The organism is Photobacterium marinum, assembly GCF_000331515.1.
Taxonomy (GTDB): domain Bacteria; phylum Pseudomonadota; class Gammaproteobacteria; order Enterobacterales; family Vibrionaceae; genus Photobacterium; species Photobacterium marinum.
Map to the genome: position 1 here is coordinate 30,845 of NZ_AMZO01000045.1, position 19,017 is coordinate 49,861.

Genomic DNA, 19,017 nt, shown 5'->3' on the forward strand with positions numbered 1-19,017 from the left:
ACCTGTCATATCTTAAATCTGTAATTAAATTCCATAATTAGCGCAGGAGAAAGACAACTCTTGTTACTTATTTTGCATGAAAAACTAATTGAGGCAGGTTTTGTGGCTAAAGCCTTAAAAGTTGATGTTTTGTGGCGGGAAATACGGTCAGGAAGGCGAAATTAGTGATGGAAAAATAAACAAAAGCCGGATAAAAAACTTGCGTTGGTTTGGGAAATCATTGATCCTTTTAGGACAAAAATAAAAACCTCCTATTTCTCTCCCGTTGCCCCACCTGGAAGGTGGGGAATTTTTATGGCCCTGAAAACAGAGCCATAATCACGTCGGTTATTGCTTATTCGGCATCGTCGTCAAGAAACGCTTCTTCACTTTCCAGTAGTGCCTGTTGACGCTCCAGCTCAGGGGCGAACCAGCTGTCCAGTTTGCGGCGAACCTGATCAACGCCAAGGCCTTTCAGAGAAGAGAACACTTCAACCTGAACGTCGCCGCCGAAGGCCAGTGAAGTTTCACGCACTTTCATTAGTTGCTGCTTGCGAGCACCGCTTTTCAGTTTGTCTGCTTTCGTCAGTAGAACCAGCACCGGCAGGCGGCTCTCAACGGCCCAGCTGATCATCTGCTGGTCAAGATCCTTCATTGGGTGGCGGATATCCATCAGTACCACCAGGCCTTGCAGGCATTCGCGTTTCTGCAGGTATTCACCCAGTGACTTTTGCCACTTCAGTTTCATTTCCAGCGGAACCTGGGCAAAGCCGTAGCCAGGCAGGTCAATCAGGTTACAGCCGTTAACAACTTCAAACATGTTGATCAGCTGGGTACGGCCCGGTGTTTTAGAGGTACGTGCCAGGCTTTTCTGATCGGTAATGCGGTTCAGGGCACTCGACTTGCCTGCGTTGGAGCGGCCAGCAAATGCGATCTCAACGCCTGTGTCGTTTGGCAAGTGGCGGATGTCCGGTGCACTTGTGATGAATCTTGTATTTCTATAGTTGAGAGGTTGATTCACTGTTAACTCCGTCAAGTCTTTATGTAGTCAACTGATTACTTTTATGTGAAAAGGTGTAAAATATAAGCAACCATGTTTGGTTTGTGGTCGCATTGTATACCATGTAACTGAGCATTACTTGTGGTACTGGAAGCTCAATAATTATAAACGGAATGTCATGAAGAAATTAGCACTGATATTGACTCTTCTTGCCAGTTGCTCAACCTGGGCCCAAGGAGACGCAGAAGCTGGAAAAGCAAAAGCCGCAACGTGTGCCGCCTGTCATGGTGCAGATGGTAACGGCATAATGGCGCAATACCCTAAAATCGCTGGTCAGCATCCCGGTTATCTTGAGAAACAGCTGAAAGATTTCAAGCTGGGTATGACCACAGGAGGCAAGCAGGGCCGTAACGATCCAGTGATGGGCGGGATGGCAATGCCGCTCAATGAACAGGATATGGCTGATCTGGCAGCTTACTATGCCGGCCTGCCAATTTCAGACAATACGACTCCCGAATCATCCATTGAAACTGGTCAGGCGCTTTACCGCTTCGGCGATGCTGAGCGCGGGATCGCTGCTTGTACGGCCTGCCATGGGCCGCGTGGCAACGGAACCAGCCTGTCAGGTTTTCCTAAAATATCCGGTCAGAATGCTGAATACGTAAAATTGCAGCTGGAAAAATTCCGTGGCGGTCAGCGCATGAATGATATGAATGCCATGATGCGCTCTGTTGCCGCTAAACTCACCGATGATGAAATTACCGCTTTATCTCAGTACGTCGGTGGGCTGCATTAATTGTGTGAATTTGTGAAAAACCATTAACAATCTCATCGAATAAAAAAGGCAGCTCTGGCTGCCTTTTTAGTACTTGGAGCAAAAATAGTCAGACATTGTGGCGGTTTTGTCCTGCAAGTTAATAACAAAATTGTCGATAGCAGAGAGAAAAGCTGAACGGTTTGTAAGAGATCGACCATTCGATGCGGACGATGATGATGAAAGGAGCGGAAGATATTTTATTCCGCTACTTATTTATCAGCAACTTAGGTTGAGTGAAAGATTATTTCAATAAATGAGCTTAAGTGAGCAACCTTGTATCAGACCTGAATCGGCGTAAAGTAAGCGTTGTCGACAGGGAGTGCGACGAAGGATAGGAAAGCGCCATGATGGCATAGGCATGAAGCCTGAAGGATTCACAGGACGTCTGGCCAGGAGGCCGGGAAGTTCGCAAGACGCGTAGGATTCGTCAGGAAGACGCTTACGGAAAAGAAAAGGTACACGACGGAAAGTGTATCCACAGGGATGGTGAAATGGGTTGCCGGGACGGGTAACACGCTTTATGGAAAAGCCGGTTAGGGATTAACCGTAGCAACAGGATGTTGTCGCAAGGACGGTGAAAATTCATCAGGATGATGAAAAACAATAAACGTTGGCAGGGAAAGCACTAATAACAACAGGATTGTTGTCTGACCGGGATGTTTCATACTGGTTAAGGACTGACTAGACAGGATAAAGCCAGCAATGGCGACATACAGAGCGACAGGTGAAAACCTGTCGCTTTTTTCTTTTCTGCGCCCGTATTCTTCGTGGTGCAAAAGTGCACACTTCTCCATCAAATCTGCTATGATACCCGGCTTCATTTAAGCCGCCCCGCCGCTAAGCTGAGGGCTGGCTGGATACAGGAGTCAGAAAGTCATGCCAACCTGCCCGCTGTGTAATAGCCCATCGGCCGGTACATTCCACCAGGATAAGCGTCGGACGTATTCTCGCTGCACTGAATGTGCACTGATTTTCGCTGATCCTGATGTATTGCTGCCACCGGAAGAGGAAAAGGCAGTTTATGACCAGCATGAGAATAACCCGGAAGATCAGGGGTATCGCCGTTTTCTCGATCGCCTGGCGGCACCTTTGACCGAACGCCTAGGACCGGCTCAGTTGGACGGGCTGGATTTTGGTTGCGGACCGGGCCCGACTCTTTCCGTTATGCTGGAAGAGATGGGGTATAATATGGCGATCTATGATCCGTATTTTGCCCATGAGCCGACAGCGCTGGAACGGCAGTATGACTTTGTCACCTGTACAGAAGCGATCGAACATTTTTATACGCCTGCGAAGGAATGGGGGCAGTTGATCGACATGGTGAAACCCGGCGGATGGCTGGGACTGATGACCAAGTTAGCCAGAGATCTCGATGCCTTTGTGAACTGGCATTATAAGAACGACCCAACCCACGTGAGCTTTTTCAGCCGTGAGACCTTCCACTATCTGGCACAGCGTGATGGCCTGGAAGTCGAGTTTGTTGGAAATGATGTAATTTTGCTGAGGAAAACCCAGTAATGACCCGTAAAAGAAAAAGCCGTAAGCCTGGTTCTGAAGGACCAGCGTTATACCAAGAGAAAAGCGTAACTCAGCTAGATCAAGAAGGCCGTAAACGCCAGAAAGATAAGAAGCGCAAAGGCCAGAAGGCGGGTAGTCGCCACTCTGCAGCCCAAGTGGAAAAAGCAAGAACACAGGGTCAGCGCAAAGACCCGCGTATCGGCAGTAAAAAGCCGGTGCCTCTGATTGTTGATACTAAGCCAGCAACTAAGAAAGAGCGCCGTATGAGCGCCGAGCAAGAACTGGCTATGCTGGAAAATGATGCTCAGCTGATGGTATTGCTCGATCGCATCGAAGCCGGTGAGAAGCTGGGTGCCGGTCTGCAGAAGCAGGTAGATCAGAAGCTGGATCGCATTGAGCAGCTGATGAACCAGTTGGGCTTGCTGGAAGAAGACGATGAGCCGGAAATGGCACCGGTTGCTCGTGTTTCTTCAGATGACGATCTGCTGGATCAGTTTGAAAACATGGATTTCGACTCGTTTGAAGATTCATTCGATAAGGAGTAACCCTTGCAGGATATGACGCTTTGGTTAGGACTGGCCGGTACCATTGTTGCCGTGCTGGCGACGTATGCCGGTTACTTGTTATTTAAACTGTACCAGCAGCATACCCGCCACAAGGCCTTCCTTGAGCGAGCTGCCCTTCAGCAGGCTGAGCAGATTAAACAGCGCAATGCCAATATCATGGACAGCGTGTTCATTATTGCTGAGGCCGGTAAGCAGGATCAGTGCGACATGTCTGAGATTTCCATCCGCCTTTATAAGCTGATGGAAGTCTTGCAGGGCGAGCAGGCGGTTGATTTTTCCGGCCTGTATCCGGCGATGACCGAGCTTTACCATGTGGTGAAAGATATGCCGCGTGGTGATGCACGTAAGACGCTGCAGAAGAAAGAGCGAATGAAGCTTGATCTGGAGCGGATGAAAGCCGAAGCTCGTTTGCTTGACGATATAAAGCAAGAGCTGGACGCCATTCTGGCACTGAAGCCATAAATCAGAAAACGTGGTTTAGTGCTTGATTATCCTCATCTATACTGAAGATATCAGTGTAGATGAGGGGATACCCTACACCCCTGTCATTGAGTCCGATATCATTTTCGGCTTAGTGAACAAGTAAAACATCTACAATACCGACCAGGTTATGGCACACTTGGTTTTTGCAACTTATTCCCCCAGACGATTAGTGGAAGTATGTCATGTCACATGAGCAGATAATTTGGGATCAGGCGCTGATAGAAAAATATAACTATTCCGGTCCCCGCTATACCTCATACCCGACCGCCCTTGAGTTTCATGAAGCCTTTACCTCGGCGGAATTTGATATGGCATGCGCTCAATACCCCGAGCGTAACCTTTCACTGTATGTCCATATTCCGTTTTGTCACAAGCTTTGCTACTACTGCGGCTGTAACAAGATCATCACCCGTCACCAGCACAAGGCCGATCAGTACCTCGATGCCCTGGAGCAGGAAATCCGCCAGCGCGCGAGCCTGCTCGGTGATCGCAAGGTCAGTCAGCTGCACTGGGGCGGTGGTACACCAACTTTCCTGACCAAGGCGCAAATCAGCCGCCTGGTCGGTTTGTTGCGCGATCAGTTTGATTTTGCCGATGATGCTGAAATCAGTATCGAAATCGACCCGCGCGAAATTGAATTGGATATGCTGGATCACCTGCGAGCCGAGGGCTTCAACCGCGTGAGTATCGGGGTGCAGGACTTTAATAAAGAAGTGCAGCAGCTGGTTAACCGTGAGCAGGACGAGGCGTTTATCTTTGCTCTTGTTGAGCGGGCGAAGCAGCTGGGTTTCCGCTCGACCAACCTGGATCTGATTTATGGTCTGCCGAAACAGAATCAGGAGCGCTTTGCCGAAACGCTGAAACAGGTGCTGACAATGAAACCGGGTCGGCTGTCAGTATTTAACTATGCTCATATGCCTAAGCTGTTTGCTGCGCAGCGTAAAATTCATGACGCAGACCTGCCTGGCGCGAATGAGAAGCTGGCAATTTTGCAAGATACCATCGCAACCTTGACCGGAGCCGGTTACCAGTTTATCGGTATGGACCATTTTGCTCTGCCGGATGATGAGCTGGCTGTTGCTCAGCGTAATGGTGTGCTGCACCGCAACTTCCAAGGCTATACCACTCAGGGCGACTGTGACTTGTTGGGGCTGGGGGTATCGGCGATTTCTATGATTGGTGACTGTTATGCTCAGAACCAGAAAGAGCTGAAGAAATATTACGCCAGCGTGGACGAACAGCGCGAAGCGCTGTGGAAAGGTGTTTCGCTGGATGCTGACGATCTGTTGCGCCGTGAAGTGATTAAATCGCTGATTTGTAACTTCCAGCTGGACATGCAGGATATTGAGCAGCGTTTTGGCGTCGAATTTAAAACTTACTTTGCCGAAGATATTGAGCTGCTGCAGACTTTCATCAATGATGAGCTGGTGACGGTTGATGAGCGCTACATTCAGGTTACCCTGAAAGGCCGCTTATTGATTCGTAACATCTGCATGTGTTTCGACAAGTACCTGCGCGATCGTGCCCGCCAGCAGCAGTTCTCTCGCGTGATCTGACGCTAGAAAAAACGCCTGATATACAAAAGCCCTCACGACTTAGGTTACAGAACCTGAGTCGTGAGGGCTTTTTTGATCAACGGGGTTATCAGCCGTTAAACATGTTTACGGCGGCTATTAGTGCCAATACGCCAGCGGCAAAATGGCCCGGGCCATTGGCTGCAATATCATTGACAGCTGGCATAGCCACGCTAAATGAAAGAATACTTTCCAGCATGGGGAAATCTCACAGTATTTTTGATGGTGTTTGCGTGGATTGCTTAGAGCAGGACGCTGTTTTATTTCGCTTTAAGCCAGTGGAACGCTCGTCCTGAAAGTCTGGGATCGTTCAGGATCAGTCCTGGGACAGTGTTCCGTTGGCTTAAAGTGGACGTATTTTACTCGAAATCAGGCAAGATGGAATTGCTGTCGCTCAAAAAATAATCAATTGGTCAATTTTGTGTGAAATATTTTATTAAAAACACTGGCAACATAACTGGCCGTAAATCAAACAGGACTATCCTGTTCTACCGGCCATTCGCTCAATGGCTGCGGTCTGGCATAGTAGAACCCTTGAGCATAGTGGCAGCCAAGGCTTTTCAGCTGCTCGGCCTGGGCCTGAGTTTCAACCCCTTCAGCCACAACATCGGCATTGAAATTATTGGCTAAAGTAATGATGGCCGCGATTACCGGGGAATAGTTATCACCTTCGGTCAGTTGGCTGACAAAAGAGCGGTCGATTTTCAGGCTGTCGAAAGGTAGCTGGGTAAGGTAAGCCAGCGACGAGTAGCCGGTACCGAAATCGTCGATGGCAATATGGATCCCGAGTTGACGTAGCTTTTGCAGGGCTTGGGTTGCCTGTTGAGGGCGGCTGACCAAATGGGACTCGGTCAGCTCCAGGGTCAGGTTGGTTGCCGGCAGCTTAGTTTGTTTCAGTATCTCTTTGGTCTGTTCGGCAAAGTTAGCCTGCATCAGCTGGCGGACCGAGACGTTCACATGCAACATGAAATCCGGTGACCAGTCTTCCTGTTCAATCATCTGTCGGGTTTGCTGGCAGGCTTGGTGCAGGATTTGATAGCCCATTTCGACAATCATGCCGTTTTCTTCGGCCAGCGGAATAAACTGGGCTGGGGAAACAAGCCCGCGAGAAGGACTGCGCCAGCGAACCAGAGCCTCTGCACCACAGACTGTTGTGCCACTCAGGCTGATCAGGGGCTGAAAGTGAACTTCCAGTTCGTGGTTTTCCAGTGCCCGGTTGAGTTCGGCTGCCAGCCGGGTTTTTTCCAATGATGCTTCCAGCATTTTCGGTTCGAAATAGCATACTGGCTGATCATCCTGTCCTTTATTGTGATTGATCGCCAGGCTGGCATTACGGAGCCATTCGGACATACCACTCTGCGGCAGGATTCCCTGCACAACCCCGATACTGGCGGATACCATGACTTCAACACCGTTGACGATAAATGGCAGGTAGAAAGTACTCAGTAATTGGCGGGCTATTACCTCCGCTTCACTTCGCTGACTGATCCCTGAGACCAGAATCGCAAACTCATCCCGCCCGACTCGACCGAACAGCGCATTGTCGGGCTGGATATTTTCCAGTCGGCAGGCGACAGAGACTAGCAGCTGATCGCCGTTGAGATGGCCAATACTGTCATTGATATGTCTGAAGGCTTTAAGGTCAATCAGTATCAGGGTGGCATTGTGTTCGGCATTCGGGTTTTTGGTGGCCTCAATGAGTCCTTCCCGGCTCAGCAGGCCGGTCAGGTCGTCATAGAGCACCTGTCTTCTCAGAGTATTGAAAGAGCGCTGAAGACGGGCAGACATGGCGGTAAAGGCTGATGCCAACTGATCGGTTTCCTGAAGCCTGAGAGCCGGGCGGACATCCACGGCCCAGTTTTTTTCACTTAGTGTCTGTGAAGCTTTGGCGATGTCGGCTATCGGCTGGGTGATCCGTTTGATAACAAACAGGCCGATAAGCAGGCCAAGCCCCGCCATAAGTGCAGCAGCCAACAGAGCGGTTTCTTGCTGTTCAGGCAAGTGACCGAGCAGGTTTTCTTCGGGCATGATCATAACGATTTGCCAGTCGAGGCCAAACTCATCACGATAAGGCGTTATACGGCTGAAATAACGGGTTTTATCATGTTCGAACTGAAATTCACTGACAACTTCTGTTTCTGTCAGCTGACGTTGGGTCAGGATTTTCAGACTGGCGGAGATCAGGACATCCGGTTGTGGTAACTGGGTTACGGGCTGGTTATTGGGGGCCAGTCCAGAGCTGGCGATCAGTTTGCCCTGGCGGTCAATGATGTAGGTACTGCCTGAGAAATTCCGGCTTTCACGGTTTAAGAAGCCATTGAGACGATTAAGGTTTATGTCGGTTACCATCATGCCGAGCAGGACTTGGCTCTCATCATCAATCACTGGGCTGACGGCGGATATCGTCAGGCTGAGATTTTCGTCCTGGTTGGTGTAGACATCAGCCCAACCGGGCTTGAGGTTGCGGGTAAACGGCTGATACCAGGGACGGTTTGTCGGATCATAGCCTGCCAGTTTCAGGCTGGTGGAACTAAAATGGTTGGCACCGTTGAAAATATAAAGTTGATTGTCGGTACGCCAGTCTTTCAGCATCAGGGATAATTGCTGGTCATTTTTACGGTAACCGACGAAGTATTTGTCTTTGCTGCCGAAGCCGATGGTTGTGATTTGCGGCTGGTGTATGTACAGCCTGGCCATGGCATCTTTGAGATAGGTTTCCAGTCCGGTTAGTTTGGGTGGTTGATAAAGATGGTGGCGCTGAATACTGTCGGCTATGGTCAGGTTGGTGTTGAAGGGATCGCCTAAAAATACCCGCAGGTCGTTGCTGATACTTGCCGTATAGGAACTGAGCAACTTGCCGCTGACTTCAGTCAGCATGCGTTCATAGCTGTTTTGTTGGGAAATAGCGATTACCCCGACGGTCAGTACCATCAGCAGGGTAAACGGTGCCATTACCGCAAAGCGCAATGTCATCAGGCGGGGTCTGGGCATTGTCGAAGCTCAGTTCGTCGTACTGTAATTCTGATGCTCAAATATTCTGATAAATAATATAAACATGCAAACGCTCTTTTGTTGATCACAAGAATTGCGATCAAATAATGAGAGATGAGTCAGTAGAAGCCGATAATCTCCTTTACCGCTTCTACTGGTTTCATTGAGTGAGTATTCGCTATTCAGCAGAAATATTGAGTTCCTTGAGTTTTCTGGTCAGGGTATTGCGGCCCCAGCCAAGCAACCTCGCAGCTTCCTGTTTATGGCCGTGGGTATACTCCAGTGCGGTTTCCAGCAGGATTTTTTCAAACTCCGGCAAGGCTTCACCCAAAAGGTTTTGGTTACCTTGCTTGAGGGTATCCCTGGCCCACTGTTCGAGAGCGTGGTGCCAGTGGCCGTTCCCTTGCTCTTGGGTTGTTTTGCTGTCGGGAGTCAGCAATTCCGTCGGCAGATCCGTCGGCAGGACTTCGTTACCACTTGCCATTACAGTTAGCCAGCGACAGGTATTTTCCAGTTGGCGCACATTCCCCGGCCAGTCGAGTTCAGTGAGGATATCTTCCGTCGACGGATGCAGAGTTTTGACCTCAACGCCGAGTTCGTCAGAAGCACGCTGCAGAAAATGCCGGGTAAGTTGCGGGATATCCTGGCGGCGGTCTTTCAGTGCTGGTAGGTGGATCCGGATGACATTCAGACGGTGGAACAAGTCTTCACGGAAGTCGCCGTTGGCAACCAGTCTTTCCAGATCCTGGTGGGTAGCGGCAATAATTCTGACATCAACATTAACCGGCGAGTGGCCGCCGACCCGATAAAATTGACCATCAGCCAGTACCCGCAGCAGGCGGGTCTGGATATCGAGGGGCATATCGCCGATTTCATCTAAAAACAGGGTGCCGCCGTTGGCTTGTTCAAAGCGGCCCTGGCGGACGCTGTTGGCGCCGGTGAAAGCGCCTTTTTCATGACCGAACAGCTCGGATTCAATTAGATCTTTAGGAATCGCCGCCATGTTCAGGGCGATAAACTCTTTATGGCTGCGCGGGCTGTGGCGGTGCAGGGCATGGGCTACCAGTTCTTTACCGGTACCGGACTCACCGTTGATCAGCACTGAAATTGATGAGCGGGACAGGCGGCCGATAGCACGGAAAACCTCCTGCATCGCCGGTGCTTCACCGATAATTTCCGGGGCATTCTGAGGACTGGTTTCCGGTTGCTGTTGACGTTTTTGCTCCTGGCTGTGAGTAACGGCCCGCTCGACCAGGCTGACCGCTTCATCTATATCGAAGGGTTTTGGCAGGTACTCAAAAGCCCCTTCCTGGTAGGCGTTAACAGCGGCATCCAGATCCGAGTGAGCTGTCATGATTATCACCGGCAGTGACGGGTAATCCCGGTGCAGCGACTTGAGCAGGGCCAGGCCGTCGGTACCCGGCATCCGAATGTCAGATACTAATACGTCCGGCACGCTGCGTTCCAGTGCTTCCAGTACACTGTCGGCGTTGGCAAAGGTTTCACATTTTAGTCCTGCCGCATTAAGGGTTCGTTCCAGAACCCAGCGAATGGAGCTGTCATCGTCGACAACCCAAATTAATCCTTTGCTCATAGTTCGTCCTCTCTGGCTATTATGCCGTTGGCTTCAGGGTAATTGGCCATGGTTGTTATTTTATCGGCAAGTAGATAGTGAATTTGGTATGGCCTGGCCAGCTTATAACTTCAATTTTCCCCTGATGCTGGTCAATCAGGTTCTGGGCTATTGATAGGCCTAGTCCTGTGCCGCCTTCACGCCCTGTTACCATCGGGTAGAACAGGGTGTCTTGGATATCACCCGGGATCCCCGGACCGTCATCAATGATGTCGATTTTGGCGGCAACCCGGTAGCGCTTGCCGTGGATCAGGGCCTGATGGGCAGTACGGGTTTTCAGGGTAATATTCCCGCCCCCGTTTTGGTGCAGGGCCTGGGCGGCATTGCTGACAATATTGAGAATGGCCTGTTCCAGCTGCTCCGGATCCATGGTGAAGTCTGGCAGGCTGGGGTCGTAGTCGCGATGCAGGTGAATATCGCTGCCGCTGTCGATGGCGACCAGTTGACGTACTTTTTCCAGGATCACGTGGATGTTATCTACCTGTCGGGAGCCGGGGCGCTGAGGCCCCAGCAGCCGGTCGACCAAGTTACGCAGCCGGTCGGCCTGCTCGATAATCATCTGGGTATATTCTTTGTAGCTCGGGTCCGGCAGGGTTTTTTCCAGCAACTGGGCCGCTCCGCGTAATCCGCCCAGCGGGTTTTTGATTTCGTGGGCCAGGCCGCGTACCAGCTCTCTGGCTGCCTGCTGTTGGGCATGCTGACTCAGCTCCTGACTGATCCGGCGCTGCTGGTCGATAGGTTTGAGCTCAAGCAGGATAAGCAGCTCTTTCTGCCAGGACAGCGGGCTGGCATTGAGTTCTACCGTGTAGTGTCTGCCGTCAATGACAAAGGTAACGTCACTGTCAGCGAGCCCCTGACCACTTTGCAGGGTGGCTTGGATCAGCGCAAGGTCTATGGAAGAGTGCTGCAACAGATCCGGAAAACAGGCATTGTTGAGCCGACGTTTGCTGTAGGAAAGCAGTTGCTCGGCTGCCGGATTGACATAACGAATCGTCAGCCCTTCATCAAGCAGTAGAATTGCAGTGACCAGATTGTCCAGAATTAGCGGTGTAAAAGCGGCAGTCACGATAATCATCCTTGTCTGGGCTAGTTCAGTTTGGTGCAATGAACCAGTAGTGCACCATAGTGGTGCAATCAAGTTTAGCCTGTCTGCCTGCTATCGTGAATGAAAAATCGCGCCGGACCGGAGATCACTTGGGTGTTATCGCTGGTGGCTGGCGGTTGAGTATTGATGCCCGGTGCAGGTAGACAGTGATCATATCTGATGATGCAATAACCTTGCCGTGTTTAAGTAACTGAGCCTGAAGGGTATGGCTGCCTCGGTCTATGTTATGAAGCTGCCAGTTGAGCTTGGTCTGTGGTCTGCCATAAGGTTTGCCGTCAAGCAGCAGACGGGCATTGTGGCCTTTGGTTAGTTTGCGGTTACTGACTACGGATACATCGATTATCCCTTCATTGTTGCGGACAGTTTGCTCGTGAAGAGGCGAAATTAGACTGATGGTCGCAATTGGCAGAGCCGGTTCTTTTGTTTGCTCTGGCTGGGGATTGGTCGTCTGCGATTTATCTGCGCTATTAGCCTTGCTATTACTGGGTTCGGGGATGTTGAGATTAATGGTATCTGCACCGGGGCGGGGCTGATCAGAAAAATGCACCACGCCTTTTTCATCTTCCCAGGTGTAGATGGTTGACGCCTGAACCGTTGTTATCGAAAACAGGCTGGTAAGGAGAATGGTTAGGATGAACAGGCGAGATGACTTCATGGATATGGTCTTGGCTGGTTACAGGTAGGAGTAAAGTTATCTGCCTGAAGCCGGACGGCAAGAGCAAAAAGGCCTGCTTGTGAAGCAGGCCTTAATCTTAATGGTTAACTTATTTATCAGTTGCTTATACTGAGTAGTAAAGTTCGAACTCAAGTGGGTGCGTAGTCATGTTGATTTTCTCAACATCCTGAGATTTCAGCTCAATGTAAGAGTCGATGAAATCATCAGAGAATACGCCGCCAGCTGTCAGGAACTCACGGTCTTCGTTCAGAGCCTGTAGTGCGCCCTGCAGTGATTCAGCAACAGTCGGGATTTCCGCTGCTTCTTCTGCTGGCAGGTCGTACAGGTCTTTATCCATTGCTTCGCCCGGGTGGATCTTGTTCTGGATACCGTCAAGACCAGCCATCAGCATGGCAGCAAACGCCAGGTATGGGTTTGCTGTTGGGTCCGGGAAGCGAACTTCGATACGGCGTGCTTTAGGGCTTGGTACCACTGGGATACGGATTGACGCTGAACGGTTACGGGCAGAGTAAGCCAGCATAACCGGTGCTTCGAAACCAGGAACCAGACGCTTGTATGAGTTTGTTGAAGCATTGGCAAAGGCGTTGATTGCACGTGCGTGCTTGATGATACCGCCGATGTAGTAAAGCGCTGTTTCAGACAGACCGCCGTACTTGTCGCCTGCGAACAGGTTCTTACCGTCTTTCGCCAGTGACTGGTGAACGTGCATACCTGAGCCGTTGTCGCCAACCAGTGGCTTAGGCATAAAGGTCGCTGTCTTGCCGAAAGCGTGAGCTACGTTGTGAACCACATACTTGTAGATCTGGATTTCGTCAGCTTTCGCTGTAAGGGTGTTGAAACGGGTCGCGATCTCGTTCTGGCCTGCTGTCGCCACTTCGTGGTGGTGCGCCTCAACAACCAGACCCATTTCTTCCATAACCAGACACATAGCAGAACGGATGTCCTGTGATGAGTCAACCGGTGCTACCGGGAAGTAACCGCCTTTCACGCCAGGGCGGTGGCCTTTGTTACCGCCTTCAAAGTCGCTGCCTGTATTCCATGCCGCTTCCACGTCATCAATCTTGAAGAAAGAACCTGACATATCAGTAGCGAACTTCACATCGTCAAACAGGAAGAATTCTGGCTCTGGGCCGATAAGTACTGTGTCGGCAATGCCAATTGCACGCATGTGATCTTCTGCACGCTTAGCAATAGAGCGTGGGTCACGGTCGTAACCTTGCATAGTAGAAGGTTCTAGGATGTCACAGCGGAGATTCAGCGTGGCATCTTCGGTGAACGGGTCAAGTACTGCGCTTGCAGCATCCGGCATCATTACCATGTCTGACTCGTTGATACCTTTCCAGCCAGCAACCGAAGAGCCGTCGAACATCTTACCTTCTTCAAAGAAGTCGGCATCGATTTGGTGGGCTGGGATAGAGATGTGCTGTTCTTTACCTTTAGTGTCGGTAAAGCGTAGGTCTACAAACTTAACTTCGTTTTCCTGGATCAGCGCTAGTACGTTTTCTACTGACATCTTGAGTAACCTCCGGTGTTAGGTTGGGCAACTGGCCGCAAAAATATTTCGAACGGGGTTGTCGTTCATCTGAAATAGTCTTTGCTAAAACCGTGCCAACTGTAAAAAGCTGCTAAATCGCCCAAAAATGGGGATTGGCAGGCTAAATCATTCCTTTTTCTGCACTGTTTTGGTGAATGACCGCACTGTTATGGTGCAAGGTGAGGCGTCTTCACCTTATTGGTGCGCTTTTACTATTAGCCCGGGCCAGCATAATGTCAATCTGTCGATGCATTATTATCCGCCAGCAATATTAGGCTGAAGGCAATTCAGAGCAGGAAGGTTTTACTTCAGAGCTGGTGAGTTATTGCGGATAAAAACAAGCAGAATTGAAGCGGGAAACAGGGGCGGGAGTAGCCAAAAATGTCCCTGTTTTCACTGGTTGACGCTGAGTATGAAAAAAGCTGGTGATATAAATCACATATTTCGTGGGTTTTGACGTAAAATCTGTTAGATTATGAGCCGTTTTTTTAACCAAGTAGCTGCCATCCGGTCGCTGCATGTTCTGAGTGAATGTAAAACACATGTCAAATCCACAGATCGATAAACTAAGAAATATCGCAATCATTGCGCACGTTGACCACGGTAAAACCACCCTGGTTGACAAACTGCTTCAGCAGTCTGGCACGTTAGAGTCTCGCGGTGAAGTTGAAGAACGCGTAATGGATTCCAACGACATCGAAAAAGAGCGTGGTATTACCATTCTTGCGAAGAACACAGCGATTAACTGGAATGATTACCACATCAATATCGTAGATACTCCGGGACACGCCGATTTCGGTGGTGAAGTTGAGCGTATCATGTCTATGGTTGACTCTGTTCTGCTTATCGTTGATGCCGTTGACGGCCCAATGCCACAGACTCGCTTCGTAACCCAGAAAGCATTCGCTCACGGCCTGAAGCCAATCGTTGTTATCAACAAAATCGACCGTCCTGGCGCACGCCCTGACTGGGTAATGGATCAGGTATTCGATCTGTTCGACAACCTGGGTGCAACTGACGAACAGCTGGACTTCCAGGTAGTTTACGCATCGGCACTGAACGGCTGGGCAACACAGGAAGAAGGCGAAACTGGCGAGAACATGGAACCGCTGTTCCAGGCTATCGTTGATAACGTAGCGGCTCCTGATGTTGACGTTGACGGTTCTCTGCAGATGCAGATTTCTCAGCTTGACTACAGCTCTTACGTAGGTGTTATCGGTGTTGGCCGTGTAACCCGCGGTTCTGTTAAGCCAAACCAGCAGGTAACTGTTGTTGGTGCTGACGGTAAGACCCGTAACGGTAAAGTAGGTACTGTTCTTGGTTACCTTGGTCTTGAGCGTCACGAAGTTGAAGAAGCAACTGCCGGTGACATCATTGCAATTACAGGCCTTGGTGAGCTGAAAATCTCTGACACTATCTGTGACGTGAACGCAGTAGAAGCCCTGCCTGCTCTGTCTGTTGATGAACCAACAGTAACCATGACGTTCCAGGTAAACACTTCTCCGTTTGCAGGTAAAGAAGGTAAGTTCGTAACTTCACGTAACATCCTTGAGCGTCTGCAGAAAGAGCTGGTACACAACGTTGCCCTGCGTGTTGAAGAAACTGAAGACCCGGATAAATTCCGTGTATCAGGTCGTGGTGAACTTCACCTGTCTATCCTGATCGAAAACATGCGTCGTGAAGGTTTTGAACTTGCAGTATCGCGTCCGGAAGTAATCATCAAAGAAGAAGATGGTCAGCTAATGGAACCGTTCGAAGTGGTAACTATCGACGTGCTAGAAGAGCACCAAGGTGGCATCATGGAGAACATCGGTCTGCGTAAAGGTGAACTGAAAGACATGGCACCAGACGGTAAAGGCCGTGTTCGTATGGACTTCATCATGCCATCTCGTGGCCTGATTGGTTTCCAAACTGAGTTCATGACCCTGACTTCAGGTTCTGGCCTTCTTTACCATACGTTTGATCACTACGGCCCACACAAAGGTGGTACTATCGGTCAGCGTAACAACGGTGTGCTAATCTCAAACGCAACAGGTAAAGCACTGACTTACGCACTGTTCAACCTGCAGGAGCGTGGCCGTCTGTTCACTGAGCACGCGGACGAAGTTTACGAAGGTCAGATCATCGGTATTCACAACCGTTCTAACGATCTGACAGTAAACTGTCTGAAAGGTAAGCAGCTGACTAACGTTCGTGCTTCTGGTACTGATGAAGCTCAGGTTCTTTCTCCTGCAATTAAGTACACTCTGGAGCAGGCGCTTGAGTTCATCGATGATGACGAGCTGGTAGAAGTTACACCTGAAAACATTCGTATCCGTAAGAAACTGCTTACTGAAAACGATCGTAAACGTGCAAGCCGTACTGCGAAATAATCGCTGACTGCTGAACGTTAATCAATCCCCCCATCGGTGCTACCATGGGGGGATTGTTGTATCTGAAGCATGGAAAACAAGGATTGGGCGATGCAACCCATTATTATTACCGGCGGGCCCGGTGCAGGGAAAACGACTTTAATGAATGCGTTGGGGGAGCAGGGCTTTCTGACATTCCCGGAAGTTTCCCGAACCCTGATCCGGCAGCAGTCGCAGCTGGCAGACGGCGTTCTGCCGTGGACAGATTTACCGCGTTTTGCTGAACTGTGTCTGGATATGATGTCACAACAGCGTGACCAGGCTTGTGTCGAGACTCAGCTTGCGTTTGTAGATCGGGCGATTGGTGATATCTGTGCCTATCTGGCTGTCGGAGGCGAGGTGGTGACACCTGATTATCGAGAAGCCGCCCAAGGTTACTATCCGGTTGTTTTCTTTTGTGCTCCTCACCGTGATATTTATGCTCAGGATGAAGAACGCCCCCACAGTTTTGAAGAGGCCGAGCAGATCCATCATCAGTTGGTGGCAACTTATCAGGGACTGGGTTATGAAGTTGCAGAAGTGCCGTGGGGAAGCGTGGAAGAGCGGGCCGGCTGGGTGCTGACCCGTCTTGCGCAAGGTTAAGCTTGTTTTAGCTGGGAGATGAAGCGTTCTGATTCGGCAATAGCGTTTTCCATATCTCCGATCGCGCGCTCAATGTCATGCTGCAGGGTGTTGAATTCGCCTTGTAGATCGCCGATAGCGGCAGCATTAAGGTTATGCTTCAGGTACAGGGTGTTGTCGCGCAGGGTATTAAGGACCGGCGTCATTTTCTGTTCTGCACGGTGCATGGCACTCAGCATTCGCTTATAGGAAGCCTTGGTATTATTGAGCTTACGCTCGCTGTCGCGCTTGAGCTTGCTGCTGGTGTAAAGGGACAGTTCATCCTGCCACTCATCAAACAGGGCATCAGCGACATCCTCAATGGCTGCAATACGGCTGCTGACTTTCTCGGCAGCATCATTGCTGGCTTCATACTGGTCATTGATGCGGTTGTACATGTCTTCCAGTTCGCCGCCGTCAAACTGAGTTAGGGATTTGAGGGCGTCTAAGGCGCTGGTGAACTGTTGCTGGGCATCCTGCTGGGCTTCATTGGCTTCTTCAACCCGGTCGACCATGATCTCACGTTTATGGATCCCGACTGATTCCATCGCTGAGTAATAGGCACTTTGGCATCCGGACAATAGGGTAAGGCTGAGCATGGCAACGAGCAGATAAGGCATAACTGGCTCCTGAATTCGTTTAGAAAGGGTTGGGTGGCGTTTGTTATCTGCCGCCGGACCAACTATTTTGACTATAAAAACAGATAAATAAATTTGTAGAGACTATGGCTGACAAAAAGATAACAGGCAAGCTGTCTTGGCAGCAATATCTGGCTATTGGGTTTGCGTATATCAAATATCTGCGCCGGCGGATCGGGCATGACCGCCTGACAGTGGCAGCCGGGTCGATGGCTTATGTCACTTTGCTGTCTTTAGTGCCATTACTGACCGTGGTTTTATCCGCTTTGTCGACCTTCCCGGTGTTTGCCGGCTTGGGGGAACTGCTGCAAAATTTTGTTATTGAGAACTTTGTTCCGGCGGCAGGTGAAGTGGTTAAGCAGTACCTCAATGAGTTTGTCGCTAATGCGGGAAAGATGACGGCAGTTGGTATCGGCGCATTATTTGTGGTGGCGCTGATGCTGATTTCATCGATCGATCGGGCACTCAATTTTATCTTCCGGGTGCATGAAAAGCGCCGCCCGATGATTTCATTTTCTATCTATTGGATGGTGTTGACGCTAGGGCCGATACTGGTCGGTACCAGCATTGCGGTCAGTTCTTATCTCGGCTCGCTTAATCTGCTCGAAAGTGAAGCGGTTCACGGCCTGTTCCAGCAAACCCTGCGTGCGTTGCCGGTCATTATGTCCAGCAGTGCGTTCCTCGGGCTTTACCTGCTGGTGCCGAATATTAAAGTGCGTTTTCACCATGCCCTGGTCGGGGCGCTGTTTGCCAGTACCCTGTTTGAGCTGAGTAAGAAGGGCTTTGCGCTTTATATTACTAACTTCCCTTCTTATCAGGTGATTTACGGCGCTTTGGCGGTGATCCCTATCCTGTTTGTTTGGGTGTACCTGTGCTGGTGTATCGTGTTGTTGGGCGCTGAAATTACCGCCAGCCTCGGTGAACGTGTACACTGGCAGCCTAAGGTGCAGGCTGAGGTGGATTCGGAAAATCGTCTCGAGCAGCAAGTAAGTAAAGAAAACCATGAAACAAAGGAGCCAGGGGAATGATTGCGCTTATTCAGCGAGTGAGTGAAGCCAGTGTAACTGTCGACGGAAAGGTAACAGGGGCTATCGGCAAGGGCTTGTTAGTACTGCTGGGTGTCGAGAAAGACGATGATGAGGCAAAAGCGCAACGCCTGCGGGATCGCGTGCTGGGCTACCGGATTTTTGAAGATGACGAAGGCAAGATGAACCTGAATGTTCAGCAGGCCGGTGGCAGCGTTCTTGTTGTTTCCCAGTTCACGCTAGCTGCGGATACCAAGAAAGGGATGCGCCCGAGCTTCTCGTCGGGCGCGGCTCCGGCGGATGCGGAACGTCTGTACGAATATTTTGTCGAATGTTGTAAGGCCAAAGATATCAAGACCGAAACCGGCATCTTTGCTGCCGATATGAAGGTTGCCCTGCTGAACGACGGCCCGGTGACTTTCTGGCTGCAGGTTTAACGGCTACCCCGGCAATGAGTGCTCAGGGAG

Annotated in this window: 18 protein-coding genes; 9 read left to right on the forward strand and 9 right to left on the reverse strand. The window is 50.3% G+C overall.

The window, feature by feature from the left end; genetic code table 11:
- Positions 1 to 334: 334 nt before the first annotated feature.
- Entirely contained in the window at positions 335 to 1,000 is a 666-nt protein-coding gene (gene yihA / locus C942_RS23210; RefSeq protein WP_007471066.1) for a ribosome biogenesis GTP-binding protein YihA/YsxC, read from the reverse strand.
- A 157-nt stretch (positions 1,001 to 1,157) separates the two neighbouring features.
- On the opposite strand from yihA, the gene C942_RS23215 reads away from it, so the two are divergent.
- Positions 1,158 to 1,775 (forward strand): c-type cytochrome, encoded by a 618-nt coding sequence (locus C942_RS23215; RefSeq protein WP_007471068.1) that lies wholly within the window; start codon positions 1,158 to 1,160, stop codon positions 1,773 to 1,775.
- Between the two features lie 554 nt (positions 1,776 to 2,329).
- Here C942_RS23215 and C942_RS25200 read toward each other — a convergent pair.
- Positions 2,330 to 2,617: a hypothetical protein gene (locus C942_RS25200; protein WP_007471069.1), complete on the reverse strand. Its 288-nt coding sequence runs from the start codon at positions 2,615 to 2,617 to the stop codon at positions 2,330 to 2,332.
- Positions 2,618 to 2,672: 55 nt separating this feature from the next.
- Here C942_RS25200 and C942_RS23220 point away from each other — a divergent pair, with 55 nt between their 5' ends.
- The 4 genes from C942_RS23220 (at position 2,673) to hemN (ending at position 5,919) form a co-directional block, all read left to right on the forward strand.
- A complete protein-coding gene (locus tag C942_RS23220; RefSeq protein WP_007471072.1) occupies positions 2,673 to 3,314 on the forward strand; it encodes a class I SAM-dependent methyltransferase in 642 nt (213 codons plus the stop codon).
- Positions 3,314 to 3,859 carry a Der GTPase-activating protein YihI gene (gene yihI / locus C942_RS23225; RefSeq protein ID WP_007471074.1) on the forward strand — a complete coding sequence of 182 codons (546 nt, stop codon included), beginning with the start codon at positions 3,314 to 3,316 and terminating at the stop codon, positions 3,857 to 3,859. The genes C942_RS23220 and yihI overlap by 1 nt, the downstream gene beginning before the upstream one ends.
- Before the next feature lie 12 nt (positions 3,860 to 3,871).
- The gene (locus tag C942_RS23230) at positions 3,872 to 4,342 is read left to right on the forward strand and encodes a DUF2489 domain-containing protein (RefSeq protein ID WP_036801620.1); all 471 of its coding nucleotides are present in this window, start codon (positions 3,872 to 3,874) and stop codon (positions 4,340 to 4,342) included.
- Between the two features lie 203 nt (positions 4,343 to 4,545).
- Positions 4,546 to 5,919, forward strand: a complete 1,374-nt coding sequence (hemN, locus tag C942_RS23235; RefSeq protein WP_007471078.1) for an oxygen-independent coproporphyrinogen III oxidase — start codon at positions 4,546 to 4,548, stop codon at positions 5,917 to 5,919.
- A gap of 88 nt (positions 5,920 to 6,007) precedes the next feature.
- Here hemN and C942_RS25675 read toward each other — a convergent pair whose 3' ends face one another.
- From C942_RS25675 to glnA, 6 genes are all read right to left on the reverse strand, one after another.
- Entirely contained in the window at positions 6,008 to 6,136 is a 129-nt protein-coding gene (locus C942_RS25675; protein ID WP_007471079.1) for a hypothetical protein, read from the reverse strand.
- Positions 6,137 to 6,405: 269 nt separating this feature from the next.
- A complete protein-coding gene (locus C942_RS23240) occupies positions 6,406 to 8,928 on the reverse strand; it encodes a bifunctional diguanylate cyclase/phosphodiesterase (protein WP_036801611.1) in 2,523 nt (840 codons plus the stop codon).
- A gap of 178 nt (positions 8,929 to 9,106) precedes the next feature.
- Positions 9,107 to 10,522 (reverse strand): nitrogen regulation protein NR(I), encoded by a 1,416-nt coding sequence (glnG, locus tag C942_RS23245; RefSeq protein WP_007471082.1) that lies wholly within the window; start codon positions 10,520 to 10,522, stop codon positions 9,107 to 9,109.
- Between the two features lie 55 nt (positions 10,523 to 10,577).
- Positions 10,578 to 11,627 (reverse strand): nitrogen regulation protein NR(II), encoded by a 1,050-nt coding sequence (glnL, locus tag C942_RS23250; RefSeq protein ID WP_007471083.1) that lies wholly within the window; start codon positions 11,625 to 11,627, stop codon positions 10,578 to 10,580.
- Between the two features lie 124 nt (positions 11,628 to 11,751).
- Positions 11,752 to 12,321 carry a DUF4124 domain-containing protein gene (locus C942_RS23255; RefSeq protein ID WP_007471084.1) on the reverse strand — a complete coding sequence of 190 codons (570 nt, stop codon included), beginning with the start codon at positions 12,319 to 12,321 and terminating at the stop codon, positions 11,752 to 11,754.
- Positions 12,322 to 12,445: 124 nt separating this feature from the next.
- Positions 12,446 to 13,855: a glutamate--ammonia ligase gene (gene glnA, locus C942_RS23260; RefSeq protein WP_007471086.1), complete on the reverse strand. Its 1,410-nt coding sequence runs from the start codon at positions 13,853 to 13,855 to the stop codon at positions 12,446 to 12,448.
- A 563-nt stretch (positions 13,856 to 14,418) separates the two neighbouring features.
- Between glnA and typA the strand changes: the two genes are divergently transcribed.
- Both typA and C942_RS23270 read left to right on the forward strand, forming a co-directional pair.
- Entirely contained in the window at positions 14,419 to 16,248 is a 1,830-nt protein-coding gene (gene typA / locus C942_RS23265) for a translational GTPase TypA (protein WP_007471089.1), read from the forward strand.
- A gap of 90 nt (positions 16,249 to 16,338) precedes the next feature.
- Positions 16,339 to 16,869 carry an AAA family ATPase gene (locus C942_RS23270; protein WP_007471091.1) on the forward strand — a complete coding sequence of 177 codons (531 nt, stop codon included), beginning with the start codon at positions 16,339 to 16,341 and terminating at the stop codon, positions 16,867 to 16,869.
- Here C942_RS23270 and C942_RS23275 read toward each other — a convergent pair.
- Positions 16,866 to 17,507 (reverse strand): DUF2959 domain-containing protein, encoded by a 642-nt coding sequence (locus C942_RS23275; protein WP_007471093.1) that lies wholly within the window; start codon positions 17,505 to 17,507, stop codon positions 16,866 to 16,868. The genes C942_RS23270 and C942_RS23275 overlap by 4 nt on opposite strands.
- 104 nt (positions 17,508 to 17,611) lie before the next feature.
- Here C942_RS23275 and C942_RS23280 point away from each other — a divergent pair, with 104 nt between their 5' ends.
- A complete protein-coding gene (locus tag C942_RS23280; protein ID WP_007471095.1) occupies positions 17,612 to 18,553 on the forward strand; it encodes a virulence factor BrkB family protein in 942 nt (313 codons plus the stop codon).
- The gene (dtd, locus tag C942_RS23285; protein ID WP_007471096.1) at positions 18,550 to 18,987 is read left to right on the forward strand and encodes a D-aminoacyl-tRNA deacylase; all 438 of its coding nucleotides are present in this window, start codon (positions 18,550 to 18,552) and stop codon (positions 18,985 to 18,987) included. Before C942_RS23280 ends, dtd begins: the two co-directional genes overlap by 4 nt.
- Positions 18,988 to 19,017 lie beyond the last annotated feature (30 nt).

Coding starts and splice junctions, on each gene's coding strand:
- C942_RS23215 (WP_007471068.1), top strand. CDS start 1,158: ATGAAGAAATTAGCACTGATATTGACTCTTCTTGCCAGTTGCTCAACC.
- C942_RS25200 (WP_007471069.1), bottom strand. CDS start 2,617: ATGAAGCCGGGTATCATAGCAGATTTGATGGAGAAGTGTGCACTTTTG.
- C942_RS23220 (WP_007471072.1), top strand. CDS start 2,673: ATGCCAACCTGCCCGCTGTGTAATAGCCCATCGGCCGGTACATTCCAC.
- yihI (WP_007471074.1), top strand. CDS start 3,314: ATGACCCGTAAAAGAAAAAGCCGTAAGCCTGGTTCTGAAGGACCAGCG.
- C942_RS23230 (WP_036801620.1), top strand. CDS start 3,872: ATGACGCTTTGGTTAGGACTGGCCGGTACCATTGTTGCCGTGCTGGCG.
- hemN (WP_007471078.1), top strand. CDS start 4,546: ATGTCACATGAGCAGATAATTTGGGATCAGGCGCTGATAGAAAAATAT.
- C942_RS25675 (WP_007471079.1), bottom strand. CDS start 6,136: ATGCTGGAAAGTATTCTTTCATTTAGCGTGGCTATGCCAGCTGTCAAT.
- C942_RS23240 (WP_036801611.1), bottom strand. CDS start 8,928: ATGCCCAGACCCCGCCTGATGACATTGCGCTTTGCGGTAATGGCACCG.
- glnG (WP_007471082.1), bottom strand. CDS start 10,522: ATGAGCAAAGGATTAATTTGGGTTGTCGACGATGACAGCTCCATTCGC.
- C942_RS23255 (WP_007471084.1), bottom strand. CDS start 12,321: ATGAAGTCATCTCGCCTGTTCATCCTAACCATTCTCCTTACCAGCCTG.
- glnA (WP_007471086.1), bottom strand. CDS start 13,855: ATGTCAGTAGAAAACGTACTAGCGCTGATCCAGGAAAACGAAGTTAAG.
- typA (WP_007471089.1), top strand. CDS start 14,419: ATGTCAAATCCACAGATCGATAAACTAAGAAATATCGCAATCATTGCG.
- C942_RS23270 (WP_007471091.1), top strand. CDS start 16,339: ATGCAACCCATTATTATTACCGGCGGGCCCGGTGCAGGGAAAACGACT.
- C942_RS23275 (WP_007471093.1), bottom strand. CDS start 17,507: ATGCCTTATCTGCTCGTTGCCATGCTCAGCCTTACCCTATTGTCCGGA.
- C942_RS23280 (WP_007471095.1), top strand. CDS start 17,612: ATGGCTGACAAAAAGATAACAGGCAAGCTGTCTTGGCAGCAATATCTG.
- dtd (WP_007471096.1), top strand. CDS start 18,550: ATGATTGCGCTTATTCAGCGAGTGAGTGAAGCCAGTGTAACTGTCGAC.